The organism is Nocardia sp. NPDC004582 (assembly GCF_053602115.1).
The window spans coordinates 1-11761 of the sequence record NZ_JBSGCY010000176.1 but is presented as its reverse complement, the minus strand read 5'-3'; the positions used below and the strand labels follow the sequence as shown (position 1 = coordinate 11761).

The 11761-nt window shown below is 69.7% G+C and carries 11 protein-coding genes and 1 pseudogene; 5 read left to right on the top strand and 7 right to left on the bottom strand.

The window, feature by feature from the left end; genetic code table 11:
- Positions 1-82: 82 nt before the first annotated feature.
- Both ACWELJ_RS30580 and rpmF read left to right on the top strand, forming a co-directional pair.
- Positions 83-682: pseudogene (locus ACWELJ_RS30580) on the top strand (GTP-binding protein); the annotation flags it as partial.
- Positions 682-855: a 50S ribosomal protein L32 gene (gene rpmF / locus ACWELJ_RS30575; protein WP_357092303.1), complete on the top strand. Its 174-nt coding sequence runs from the start codon at positions 682-684 to the stop codon at positions 853-855. The pseudogene ACWELJ_RS30580 and the gene rpmF, both read left to right, overlap by 1 nt.
- Before the next feature lie 89 nt (positions 856-944).
- On the opposite strand, the gene ACWELJ_RS30570 is transcribed toward rpmF, so the two are convergent.
- Both ACWELJ_RS30570 and ACWELJ_RS30565 read right to left on the bottom strand, forming a co-directional pair.
- On the bottom strand, positions 945-1169 hold the full coding sequence (locus ACWELJ_RS30570; protein WP_213559337.1) for a hypothetical protein: 225 nt from the start codon (positions 1167-1169) through the stop codon (positions 945-947).
- Positions 1170-1461: 292 nt separating this feature from the next.
- On the bottom strand, positions 1462-2490 hold the full coding sequence (locus tag ACWELJ_RS30565) for a DUF1906 domain-containing protein (protein WP_452369569.1): 1029 nt from the start codon (positions 2488-2490) through the stop codon (positions 1462-1464).
- A 131-nt stretch (positions 2491-2621) separates the two neighbouring features.
- On the opposite strand from ACWELJ_RS30565, the gene ACWELJ_RS30560 reads away from it, so the two are divergent.
- Complete coding sequence (locus ACWELJ_RS30560; RefSeq protein ID WP_452369568.1) at positions 2622-3407, top strand: VOC family protein; 786 nt, start codon at positions 2622-2624, stop codon at positions 3405-3407.
- 6 nt (positions 3408-3413) lie between these two features.
- Here the strand turns inward: ACWELJ_RS30560 and ACWELJ_RS30555 are convergent, their stop codons facing one another.
- From ACWELJ_RS30555 to ACWELJ_RS30535, 5 genes are read right to left on the bottom strand one after another with little or no spacing between them, the layout of a single operon-like run.
- On the bottom strand, positions 3414-4247 hold the full coding sequence (locus ACWELJ_RS30555; protein WP_452369567.1) for an MHYT domain-containing protein: 834 nt from the start codon (positions 4245-4247) through the stop codon (positions 3414-3416).
- Between the two features lie 45 nt (positions 4248-4292).
- Positions 4293-4988, bottom strand: a complete 696-nt coding sequence (locus tag ACWELJ_RS30550) for a GTP-binding protein (protein ID WP_452369566.1) — start codon at positions 4986-4988, stop codon at positions 4293-4295.
- Entirely contained in the window at positions 4969-5346 is a 378-nt protein-coding gene (locus ACWELJ_RS30545; RefSeq protein WP_452369565.1) for a DUF742 domain-containing protein, read from the bottom strand. Before ACWELJ_RS30545 ends, ACWELJ_RS30550 begins: the two co-directional genes overlap by 20 nt.
- Before the next feature lie 31 nt (positions 5347-5377).
- Entirely contained in the window at positions 5378-5785 is a 408-nt protein-coding gene (locus ACWELJ_RS30540) for a roadblock/LC7 domain-containing protein (RefSeq protein ID WP_213559341.1), read from the bottom strand.
- Positions 5782-9069: an ATP-binding protein gene (locus ACWELJ_RS30535; RefSeq protein ID WP_452369564.1), complete on the bottom strand. Its 3288-nt coding sequence runs from the start codon at positions 9067-9069 to the stop codon at positions 5782-5784. Before ACWELJ_RS30535 ends, ACWELJ_RS30540 begins: the two co-directional genes overlap by 4 nt.
- A 331-nt stretch (positions 9070-9400) precedes the next feature.
- Here ACWELJ_RS30535 and ACWELJ_RS30530 point away from each other — a divergent pair, with 331 nt between their 5' ends.
- Positions 9401-10090, top strand: coding sequence for a response regulator transcription factor (locus ACWELJ_RS30530; protein WP_357092281.1), 690 nt, complete (start codon positions 9401-9403; stop codon positions 10088-10090).
- An 89-nt stretch (positions 10091-10179) separates the two neighbouring features.
- A complete protein-coding gene (locus ACWELJ_RS30525) occupies positions 10180-11565 on the top strand; it encodes an ATP-binding protein (protein ID WP_452369570.1) in 1386 nt (461 codons plus the stop codon).
- The last annotated feature ends 196 nt before the right edge of the window (positions 11566-11761 follow it).

Here is an 11761-nt window from a genome sequence, read left to right as displayed (position 1 = left end):
AACGACCGCGTACTCGGCGTAGCCGCCGTCGGCGTCCCATCCGGTGTATCGCGAACGTGGGCACAGGTTCTCGTCACCGCGCCGGGTGCCCGCGGACGCGCGCCGCGGCGCGGCCTTCGATCCGCACGCGCCGCTGCTGGCGGGCGCGCCGCCGCTGGAGCCGGATTGCGGTGTGGCGCTGGTGGAATTCGCCACCGACCGGCCCTTTCATCCCGATCGCCTGCACTCGGCGATCGACGTGCTGCTGGATGGCGTGGTGAGCGCGCGGGGCCGGGTGTGGCTGGCCACCCAGCCCGACGAGGTGGTGTGGCTGGAATCCGCGGGGGGCGGGCTGCGGGTCGGCGGCGCGGGACCGTGGCTGGCCGCCATGGCGCCGCCGGAACTCGAGCTCGTCGACCCGGAGCGTCGAGCGCTGGCCGCGTTGCGCTGGCACGAGCGGTTCGGCGACCGGCACACCTCGATGGTGATCCTGGTGGCCGATGCGGATCCGGACGAGATCCGCCAGGCGCTGCACTGGGCGCTGGTCGACGAGGACGAATTGCGGCAGGTGCGTTTCGCGCCCGAACGGGTCGCGCTGTGGAACGACCCCTTCGGTGATCAGCACGCGGAGCCCTGCGACGCCCGGCCCGACGACGCGCGCGTGCGCAATCAGACTTCGACAACAGGTGAGGAGAACCGATAATGGCCGTTCCGAAGCGCAGGATGTCCCGCGCGAACACGCACAGCCGGCGCTCGCAGTGGAAGGCGAGTCCGCCGGATCTGGTGCCGGTCACGGTTGGGGGAGTGGTGCGGATGGTGCCGCGGAGGCTGCTGCGAGCCGTCGAACGCGGACTGATCGATCCCGGAAAACTCTGATTCGCAACGAGACCGCGGGTCGTGGGGGTTCGGGGGCTTGGCCCCCCGAACCTCTCCACTGCTGCGGGTCCGGGTCGCCCCGGCGCCCGTCAGCCCTCCTTCGCTGCCAGGTCCACCAGGGTGGCGGCGAGCCGGAAGTACTTGTTCTTGCCGAGGTCGGCGATGGTCTTCACACCGAGCGCCTCGAGCAGCTGGGCGTCGTGCTTCTCGGTGAGTCCGGCGAGCGCCGACGGCGGCGCGGCCAGGATGTCGTCGAGAGACTTGGATTCGTAGGCCTTGTCGAGAGCTTTGTCGAGTACCACGTTGACGGCCACGAGAGCCTCCTTCGTCTGGAACTGGAGCAAGAGAACGGACGAGCCCGACAATAGCGTTGAAGTTGCTGTCCCACCAGTGATCTGCTCGGGTGTTGCGGAGGCCCGGGTCACGCCTGGACTTTTCGCGAGGGTGCGAAAAAGTCTTCCTAAAGTTGTGAAGTCGTGGCCTGGTGACGGTATTCTCGTGCCTTGAGGGCGGGTTCTCCTGATTACAGGAGAACCCGCTCATCGCCACTTCAGAGGCCGTTTCGGGTTCTCCCCCCGATGGAGGGAATCCGACAATTCGACCAATTCAACTGTCGGATACGGCTTTCGGCGCCGCACTCGCCGAGGCCGGTTCACTCGCGGCCCGATCTCCGGAATGTCCGTTCGGTCCGGTTCCCCAGCCGGGCAGCGGCACATCCGGCAGCAACTGCTCGAGCTTTGCCAGCTGATCGGCGAACGCGGTGGCCGGACCCTCGACGAGCGAGAACGGGAAGGGCCAGTGCCCCTTACCCGCGACTCGCGCCAGTTCGTCCTTCAACTCGGCGGTGGTGGCCTCGAGATCGCTGATCTCGGTGCGCAGTTCGTCGATCCGCGCGAGCGCCGCCGCCAGCCCGTCCACCACGGTCCGGTTACGGCCCTGGGCATCGGTGCCCAGCTGCGGCCAGCCGTTGAGGCCGGGCCCGCGCAGCTGGATCTGGATGTCGCGCAATGCCGCGTCCTGTTCGGGTGTCAAGTCGGGTTCCTCCGTTTCCACGTCCCACTGGCCGAAATCCACTCGGTCGGTTTGATTCACGTCGCATTCCACGCCGTCGACGATCACCTGCTCGCCGTTCTGGTAGATCGCGATCCGCGGCTCCACCCGCCCGCCCGACCAGGCCACCGTCTGCCACGCCCAGGTCGCGGTCCCGGCGTCCAGTGCCCGGCTCACCGGCCAATACCCGCCGTAGATACCGACATTCGAGCGCCCGAGGACACTCGCCGCGCCATCGAGATAGGCGTCGATCGGCACCTGCTGCTGCGGGGTGGCGTCGAAATCCGCGGAGAAGTAGATCGGCCGATCCGCCCGCCCGCCGCAGCGCAGCATCTGCGCCAGCGCCGCGCGCGCGTCGGTCACGCCCGCGCCGTAGCCGTCCAGCATGCGAGCGGCGGTGGTCTCCCAGTTGGCGACGATGGAAATCCCGTGTGCGCGCAGGTCATCCGCTTCGGCGGGGGTGAGCAGCTTGCCCGGCAGCGCGGACCCGCCGTCGGACAGGTAGCGGACCACGAAGTCGTAGCCGTTGGCCGTGATGGCACTCGGCGCGGGCCGACCTGCGGCGTAGTCCAGCCCGAAACGCATGACTCCCACTGTAATTCGACGGCCGCGCCGCCGGGAGCCGAATCCGAACCATCGCGGCGATCGATCGAGAGTGGTTGACTGGGGGCGCTTTGTGAGGTGCGTCACTGATGAGTGAGAACGGAGATTCGTAAATGCCTGTACGCGACGAGGCGTGGCCTCCCGGAACACCGTGCTGGGTCGACTGTCAGGTCGACGACCCGGCCAAGGCCGGCGAGTTCTACGCCGGACTGTTCGGCTGGGACATGCAAGGCGGCGGGGAGGACGCGGGCGGCTACCTGATGGCGCTGCGGGACGGCCGCGCGGTGGCGGGCATCGGGCCCAAACCCGAGGCCGGGGTGCCGTCGGTGTGGACCACGTATTTCGCGGTGGCCGACGCCGACACGTGCGCGCGACAGGTGACCGAGGCGGGCGGCCGCCTGCTGGTACCCGCCTTCGACGTGATGGAGTTCGGCCGCATGTTCGTGGCCGCCGACGCCTCCGGGGCGCCCTTCGCGGTGTGGGAGGCCCGCGCCCACGACGGCGCGGCCGTGTACAACGAACACGGCGCCTACGTCTGGAACGACTTGCACACCGGCGATTTCGAGGCCGCGAAATCCTTCTACGCGCGGGTCTTCGGCTTCACCTTCACCGAATTCGACGACGAGACAACGCGATACGCCACTTTCACCCCGCCCGCCGGGACCGGTTCGGTCGGCGGCATCAACGACGACAGCGTCAACGGCGTCGCCCCGGCCCAGCCCTACTGGCTGACCTGGTTCCAGTCCGAGGACATCGATTCCGGCCTGACCCGCGCCGTGGAACTGGGTGCGACCGTGCTCATGTCGGCCACCGACGGACCGTTCGGCCGGATGGCCATCCTGGCCGCGCCCCAGGGCGAGCTGTTCGGTCTGCTCGATCCCCGGGACGTGCCGCGCTAGTGCGGGTCAGAGCGCCGATTCCGGCCGGCGCGCACCCTGCTGCGCCGCGGCGTGCTGCGAGGCCGCCTGCAGCGACGTGCTGTGCGCGACCGCCGGATCGGGGGCCGCCATCGGGGCGCGGGCCTCGCGCCGGTCGGGGGCGACCAGGATGGCGGTGATCGGAATCGCCAGCGACAGCGTGCCGATGATGAAGAACGGCACGAAGAAGGTGAACAGCACGTTCCCCTGCGGCGCGGGCGCGTTCGGGTCCACGTGCACCTGCAACCCGGTCAGTCCGGCGTAGTGCATGCCGGTCACCAGGACCGCGTACACCACCGCGCCGGCCAGCACCATCGGCACCGAGCCGACCCACAGGCTGAACCACAGGGTGAGCGCCGAGAGCACGAACGCGATCACGTACACCGCGACGGTGGACACCAGGCTGCGGTCGGCGGTGCCCTGGATCCGGATGGCGCCCAGCAGCAGCTGGTGCACGTCGCCGAAACCGAAGGCCATCACGGCCGCCGCCACCAGCAGCCGCCACCACACCAGCGTCTTGCCGGTGATCAGCAGCGCCAGGAACACCGTGACCGCCGACAGCACCGAGAACAGCGTGATCGACAGGTTGTCGTAGCGCAGCTGGGTGCCGCGCACGTCGAAGCCGAGCATGGAGACGAACACCGGCATGGAGACGCCGACCCCGCCGATCGACACCGCCGCCACGAACAGCCATACGATCCGGAACTTCTGGGTCACCGACTTGGTGGACTGCCGGATGCACGCCAGCCCGCAGGCCGCCCCCGCGAACGACACGATCACCGCGAGGACGAGGACCCAGTAGCCCATCGAGAAATAGATCATCCAGACACCTCTGTCTTGGTAAGCCCGAACTCGGATGGGCGAACGCTAGCCGCGCTGCGCGGTTTCGCGTTGCGCCGCCATCAGCCGTTCGATCGCGTATTCGGTCACCGCGGCCAGCGACCGCCGCACCTCGACCGGGTCGCGCGCGTCGATGTCCACGATCGGCACGCCCTCGCGGACGCTGAGCGCCTCGCGCAGTTCGGCGACCGGGAAGCGCGGCGCGTCCGGGAAGCGATTGACCGCGATCAGGAACGGCAGCGACTTGGCCTCGAAGAAGTCCACGGCCGCGAAGCTGTCCTCGATGCGGCGGGTGTCGACCAGCACGACCGCGCCGATGGCGCCCTTGATCAGGTCGTCCCACATGAACCAGAACCGGCGCTGCCCGGGCGTGCCGAACAGGTACAGCACCAGGTTGCCGGGCAGGATGATGCGCCCGAAATCCATGGCCACGGTGGTGGTTTCCTTGCCGGGCGTGGCGGCGAGGTCGTCGACCCCGTCCGAGTAGCCGGTCACCATGGCCTCGGTGCGCAGCGGCACGATCTCGGAGACCGCGCCGACGAACGTGGTCTTGCCCGCGCCGAATCCGCCCGCGACGACGATCTTGGTCGACGCGGTGCGCGACTCCTCGCCCGGCCGCGGCGGGAACTGCAGAGCCGGGTTCGGGAACTGCCCGGTCGTGTACGCCGGGCCCCCGGTCGGGCCGCCGGGGTAGCCTCCGCCGTTATAGGGCGCGGAGTCCATGCAGGGTCCTCTCCATCAGGGACCGGCGCTCGTCGAAGGTCGCCTGATCGCTCAAAGTCGAATGCACACGCAGGGTTCCGGCGACCACCAGATCGCCGATGACGACCCGGACCATGCCCAGCGGACGGCCCAGGTGCGCCGCGATCTCGGCGACCGAGAGCCGGGCCGTGCCCAGCCGCAGGATCTCGGTGCGCACGTCGCCGGCGGGCCAGTCGAAGTGGGCGGTGTAGGACAGGGTTTCGACGACCGCTTCCAGCGGTAGGTCGACCGCCGGCTCGGTGCGGCCGGAGGTCAACGCGTAGGGGCGAACTCGGGTGGTCGGTGGCCGGTTGCCGCCACCGCCATGGGGATTGGTCATATGTGGCTCATCTAGGCAGTGTTCGACTCATCTAGGCGGTGCGGGCGGTGGCCGAGACGACGGAGCCGACCCGGTCGACCAGGAGGGCCATCTCGTAACCGATGCGGCCGATGTCGTGCTGCTTGTTGGCCAGCACCGCCAGGTGCGAGCCATTGCCGACACTCATGACCAGCAGATACCCGCGCTGCATCTCCACGATGGACTGCATCACCTTGCCGCCCTCGAAAAGCTGTGCGGCGCCGGCGGACAGACTGGCCAGACCGGCCGTCACCGCGGCCAGCTGCTCACCGCGGTCGGACGGCAGGTGCGGGCTGGTGGCCTGCAGCAGACCGTCCGCGGAGACCAGCACGGCGTGCGAGACCCCGGGGACCTCCTTGGTGAAGCGGGTGACCAGCCAGTTCAGATTCTCATCCGTTGTGGTGCTCTGGGTGTCGGTCATGCATGCCCTCCGTCGTTGTACTGGGAGTCGGCCCGCCCGGAGTGGACGCCGCTGAGATGCCTGCTGAGGCTGTTGCGGATCTCTTCCGGGTCGCGGCCGGAACCGTCGTCCTCCTGGGCGACCGCGCCCGGCACCAGCTGGGCGCCGGGCCGCCGAATCGGCAGGCCGCCTTCGGTACGACTGGTTGTGGTCGGGTTGGCCGCCTCCTCGGCCGCGGCCCAGCCGAGGTCCGAGCTCGACGACCACGCGGCGCCGGTCTGCTGCCCGTCGGCCGGTTCCACCAGCCACTCGGAGACCATGCGCTGGTAGATCGGGGTCGGAGCGCCCTCGACCGGACGCAGACCGGTCTGCGGGGCCGCCGGACGCGATCCGGCGGGTGCGGCCTCGTTGCCGCGCACGGCGTCGTTGCCGCGCAAAGCGTTGTCGGACCCGTGCACAGCGTCATCGGAGCCGTGCACAGCGTTGCCGGACCCGTGCACAGCGTTGCCGACCGTGTCGTCGCTGGTCACGGCGTCGTTGCCCGGGAAGGCGGTGGGCGGGAGCGTGGGACGGTCGTTGTCGCCGAAAGCGCTGAAGCCGTTGCCGAAGTAGCTGCCGGTGTCCGGGCCGTTGGGGTTCTCGACATAGCCGCCGCCGTTGCGGCCGTTGGTGATCGGCGAGGTCGGCGCGGGCGCGGGCACCAGACGTTCGGGCACCTGGGCGACCCGCTGCGGCATCGGGGCTACCTGTTGCGGCAGCGGCGAGACCTGCTGGGCCATCGGCGCGACCTGCTGGGGCGCGACCCGCTGGGGGAGCGGGGCGACCGTTTCCGCGGCCGGGGCGATCGGCTCCGGTACGTAATCGGTCGATTCCTCCGGGCCCGGCTCGGCCCCGGCGGCCCCGTCGGAAACCACGCTGTCCGCGGCCGATTCCGTGGACTCGGCGGTCGCCGCCTCGCCCCAGAAGGTCATCGGCGCGGCTCCCTGCGGCGCCGCGGGCTCGGGCCGGACCGCGCTCGCACCGTAGGCCCGGGCGTCGTCCGGGGTGAAGGCGTCGGTGAATCCATCGGAGAAGCGATCGGCCTGCTGCGGCGGTTCGGGGAACGCGGGGACGATCGGGTGCTCGCCGGTGTCGGCGCCCGGCTTGCGCTGCGGCAGGCCGGAACTGGTGGTCGGGAAGCGGCCGGTGGGCGGTTCGGGCAGGTTCGGCACCGGGGTCAGCCGCGGCGGGTTGACCACGGGGTTCGGTCCGGTGATCGGCCCGACGGGCGGCGGAATCTGTCCGGGCGCCAGCGGAATCGGTCCGGAGGCAGCCGCGATCGGCCCCGAGGCGGCCGCAATCGGGCCCGAGACGAGGGCCGCGGCCGGGATCGGACCGGAGGCCAGGGCGGCCGGGGGCATGGGCAGGGCCGTGGCCACCGGGTACTGGCCGGTCGGGTCGCCGCCGCGTTCCGGCGCGGGCGAGACCAGGCTGCCCGGCAGGTGCACGCTGGCGGTGATGCCCGGTTGCTGCACCATGGCGGAGGTGCGGCGCAGGCTCACGGTGATGTGGTGCCGCTTGGCCAGGCGGCCGACGACGAAAAGACCCATGCGGCGCGCGGTCTCGACATTGACCTCACCACCGGAGGCCAGACGATCGTTGATGCCCTGCAGGTCGTCGGCGTTCATGCCGAGGCCGCGGTCGGTGATCTCGATCAGGTAGCCGCCGTCCACCGCGCGCGCCACCGACACCGCGACCGGGGTGGTGGGCGGGGAGTAGCGCAGCGCGTTGTCGATCAGCTCGGCCAGCAGGTGCTCGATGTCGACGGCGGGCTCACCGGCGACGATGCCGTCGGGCACGGTGCCGATCTCGACGCGCTGGTAGTCCTCCACCTGGGAGACCGAGGACCACAGCATGTCCGACAGCGGCACCGGCGCGAGATGGCCGCGGCGCAGCGCGGTTCCGGCCAGCACCAGCAGGTTGTCGCCGTTGCGGCGCATGCGGGTGGCGAGGTGGTCGAGGCGGAACAGCGACTGCAGGCGTTCGGAGTCGTCCTCGTCGCGCTCGAGCTCCTCGATCAGCGACAGCTGCTGCTCCACGAGGGATTGGCTGCGGCGCGAGAGGGTTTCGAACATATTGCCGATCTGCAGGCGCAGTCGCGCCTGCTCGGCGGCCAGGTGCAGCGCCTGGGAGTGGATGTCGTCGACGGCTCGGGCCAGCTGCCCGATCTCCTCGGTGGTGTGCACGTCGACCGGTGAGATCTCCGGGGTCGCGCCGCCGGCGCGCACCACCTCGAGCTCCTGCGGCAGGTCGATGTGGGCCACCTGCAACGCGTCTCGCCGCAGCCGGCGGACCGGCACGACCAACGAGCGGGCCACCACCAGGGCCAGCGCCAGACCGGCCAGCAGCATGCCGATCACGATGGAAGTATCGCGCAGCACGTTGTTACGCGCCTCGGTGGTGAGCTCGGACAGCTTGGCGCCCATGGTGCCCGCGACGGTGGCGACCTCGGAGGCGTAGGCGTCCGCGCTGCCGCGCAGCGAGTCCTGCATGGCGGGCAGGCTGCCCGGGTCGGGCACGTTCTGCATCAGGATGCCGACGCGGGCGCCGGCATTGTCCTTCAGCGTGTTCGCGTTCTGCGCCGATTCCGGCGCCATACCGCGGTACACCTCGATCATGGTGATCTCGGCGCCGATGGCGGTGAGCAGCTTGGTCCGCAGCGCGGGGTTGGCGCCGGCGCCCGGCACCGCGAGCATGACGCGCTCCTGGGTGAGCAGGCGCGAGGCGGTCAGGGCCGCGCCGAACTGCAGGAAGGACTGCTGCACCCGGAGGTCGCCGACGGTGGGCGCGCCCGCGAGCGAGTTCTGCGCTCGGGTCTGCACCTCGTCGGCCTGATCGCCGATGGTCTGGGGAGAGCTGGTGCGCAGGCTGTTGCGCATGGTCTTGGCGACCGCGATGGCGGTGCCCAGTTCCTTCACGACGCGGGGGTCGGCGTTGGAGGACTTGAGCGCGGTCTCCAGTTCGGCCTGGGACTGGTCGAACTTGGCGGTGGCGGCGTCGAGGTCGGCGTCCACGTCCTGGTTGCCGCCGACGATGGCGGCGACCGCGAGTTCATTGGTGCTGGTGAGGAATTTGACCGTGGGGCGGAGCACGTCCATCTGCTCCGAGGCCGCACTCAGTCTGGAGATGGTCTGCAATTCACTGTTGATGCGCAGTACCGCGAAGGTCGCGGCGAGAAGCACCGGGAGCACCAGCACGATGCCGACCTTGCGGGTAACGGGCCAGTTGGACAGGCTGAATTGCCACGACCGGGGTGCTGCTTCCATCCCGCTTCCGTCGCCTCCGCTTTCACGATTGACCCCCGGGTACGTATGCGGTTGTACGGCTTTGGGGTCGAACCCGCGCAGAACCAACTAAGGGTCTTCTTTTCCGGCCTGCAACATACCGCGTGAGCTGAGTAACGGCAATTCGGAGGACGTAGTGTATAAGCCTCCGAATGCGGGCTTGCCACAACGGCTTTCGCGTCGAATTGGGTGACACTGCAACCACTCAGCATTGGGCGTCCATAAAACACGCAGGTCATCTGCCTCACCCGCACGGCGTGTCGGAGGGGCCCTTCTCAGTGGACTCTCAGTCGTTGTGGGCAGACTGGTTGCCATGCGCATTCTGGTAGTCGACGACGACCGCGCGGTTCGTGAATCGCTGCGTCGCTCGCTGACCTTCAACGGGTATACCGTCGACCTCGCCGTCGACGGTCTGGACGCCTTGGAGAAGACCGCCAGTCAGCGACCCGACGCCCTGGTCCTGGACGTCATGATGCCCCGGCTGGACGGCCTCGAGGTGTGCCGCCGGCTGCGCAGCACCGGCGACGATCTGCCGATTCTGGTACTCACCGCACGGGATTCGGTGTCCGAGCGGGTCGCCGGGCTGGACGCCGGCGCCGACGACTACCTACCCAAGCCCTTCGCGCTCGAGGAACTGCTGGCCCGGCTGCGCGCCCTGCTGCGCCGCACCGCCGGCGATCCGGTCGACGCCTCCTCCGAGGCCATGTCCTTCGCCGATCTCTCGCTCGATCCCGTCACCCGCGAGGTCACCCGCGGCGAACGCCCGATCAGCCTCACCCGCACCGAGTTCTCGCTGCTGGAGATGCTGATGGCCAACCCGCGCCGGGTGCTCACCCGCAGCCGCATCCTGGAGGAGGTGTGGGGCTACGACTTCCCCACCTCCGGTAACGCGCTCGAGGTGTACATCGGCTACCTGCGCCGCAAGACCGAGGCCGACGGCGAACCGCGGCTCATCCACACCGTGCGCGGCGTCGGCTACGTGCTGCGCGAGACCCCTCCGTAAGCAGGCCGCTCGTGGGTAGAACCGTTCCCCGGCGGACCGTGGTCGCCGGACTCGGATCGCGGACGGAGACCGACGGACTGCGGCCCCCGATGCCGTTGACCCGTTCGGTGTCGCTGCGCTGGCGGGTGACGCTGCTGGCCGCCTCGGTGGTCGCGGTGGCCGTCGCCTTCACCTCCATCGCCGCCTACGCCATGGTGGCCCGGTCGCTGTACGCCGACGTGGACTCGCAGCTGCGGGCGCGCGCCTCGGTGATGATCGACAACAACCTCGACAGCCTCGGCTTCCAGTCGCTGGTGTTCGCGGGGCTGTACTCCAGCGATGTCGGGGTGGCGCTGGTCTTCGCCGACCAGTCGCAGTACGTGCCGCCGCAGACCACGCTCCCGCCGATCGGCAATCAGGAACGGCAGGTGGCGCGCGGCGAGATCGGGTTCTCGCTGCGCACCGTCGATGATCAGCGGGTGCTGGCCCGGCGCACCCACTCCGGATCCACGCTGGTGGTGTCGCAGCGGCTGCAACCCACCAAGGAAGTCCTCGACCGGCTGGCCTGGCTGCTGTTCGTGGTCGGCGGCTGCGGGGTCATCGTGGCCGCGGCGGCCGGAACCACCGTGGGCCGCACCGGCTTGCGGCCCATCGCCCGGCTCACCGCCGCCACCGAACGCATCGCCCGCACCGACGACCTCACCCCCATCCCGGTCACCGGCGACGACGAACTGGCCCGGCTCACCGAGAGTTTCAACACCATGCTGCGCGCCCTCGGCGAATCCCGGGAACGGCAGCGCCGCCTGGTGGCCGACGCCGGCCATGAGCTGAAGACGCCACTGACCTCTTTGCGCACCAATATGGAACTGCTCATCGCCTCCTCCCGGCCGGGCGCGCCCCGCATCCCCGACGAGGACATGGCCGAACTGCGCTCGGACGTGATGGCCCAGATCGAGGAGTTGTCCACGCTGGTCGGCGATCTGGTCGATCTGGCCCGCGAGGACGCCCCGGAGACCGTGTACGAGCGCATCGACCTCGGGGAGATCGCCGAACGCGCGCTGGAGCGAGTCCGGCGGCGGCGCACCGGAATCGAGTTCGACGCCCGGCTGCGGCCCTGGTTCGTCTACGGCGACGAGCCCGGCCTGGAACGCGCGCTGCTCAATGTTCTCGACAATGCCGCCAAATGGAGTCCGGAGGGCGCGAAGGTGTTCGTCACCATGCGCGAGAACGGGCGCGGACTGCTCGAGTTCGCCGTCGACGACGCCGGGCCCGGCATCCCGCCCGCCGAACGCGAGCTGGTGTTCGAACGCTTCTACCGCACCACGGCGTCGCGTTCCATGCCCGGTTCCGGGCTCGGCCTGGCCATCGTCAAACAGGTGGTGACCAAACACGGTGGCACCATCAACATCGACACTTCCGACCGTGGGGGCGCGTTGATCCGTATCGTTCTGCCTGGAGAGACCGCACCGCCCCTGCCCGCCGAGGCGGACAACTGAACCCGGAAAGCTCGGCGAAAAGCAAGCACGGTCTCAGTCCACTCTCAGTCGTTCCCGCCAGGCTTGGCGACGAGACTCGAGGAGAAAACGAGAAATGACCGAGGATTCGAACCAGCGGGGCACCGAGCCCGAAGGCCAGGCCGCCGACACCGCCGCCGCGCCCGGCAGCCAGGCCCCCGCGCCCGGCAGCCCGGCC

Excerpts from the sequence above, each read along its gene's own strand:
- ACWELJ_RS30535 (WP_452369564.1), bottom strand. The coding sequence starts at position 9,069 with ATGGAAGCAGCACCCCGGTCGTGGCAATTCAGCCTGTCCAACTGGCCC.
- ACWELJ_RS30545 (WP_452369565.1), bottom strand. The coding sequence starts at position 5,346 with ATGACCAATCCCCATGGCGGTGGCGGCAACCGGCCACCGACCACCCGA.
- ACWELJ_RS30565 (WP_452369569.1), bottom strand. The coding sequence starts at position 2,490 with ATGCGTTTCGGGCTGGACTACGCCGCAGGTCGGCCCGCGCCGAGTGCC.
- ACWELJ_RS30525 (WP_452369570.1), top strand. The coding sequence starts at position 10,180 with ATGCCGTTGACCCGTTCGGTGTCGCTGCGCTGGCGGGTGACGCTGCTG.
- ACWELJ_RS30555 (WP_452369567.1), bottom strand. The coding sequence starts at position 4,247 with ATGATCTATTTCTCGATGGGCTACTGGGTCCTCGTCCTCGCGGTGATC.
- rpmF (WP_357092303.1), top strand. The coding sequence starts at position 682 with ATGGCCGTTCCGAAGCGCAGGATGTCCCGCGCGAACACGCACAGCCGG.
- ACWELJ_RS30560 (WP_452369568.1), top strand. The coding sequence starts at position 2,622 with ATGCCTGTACGCGACGAGGCGTGGCCTCCCGGAACACCGTGCTGGGTC.
- ACWELJ_RS30550 (WP_452369566.1), bottom strand. The coding sequence starts at position 4,988 with ATGGACTCCGCGCCCTATAACGGCGGAGGCTACCCCGGCGGCCCGACC.
- ACWELJ_RS30530 (WP_357092281.1), top strand. The coding sequence starts at position 9,401 with ATGCGCATTCTGGTAGTCGACGACGACCGCGCGGTTCGTGAATCGCTG.
- ACWELJ_RS30540 (WP_213559341.1), bottom strand. The coding sequence starts at position 5,785 with ATGACCGACACCCAGAGCACCACAACGGATGAGAATCTGAACTGGCTG.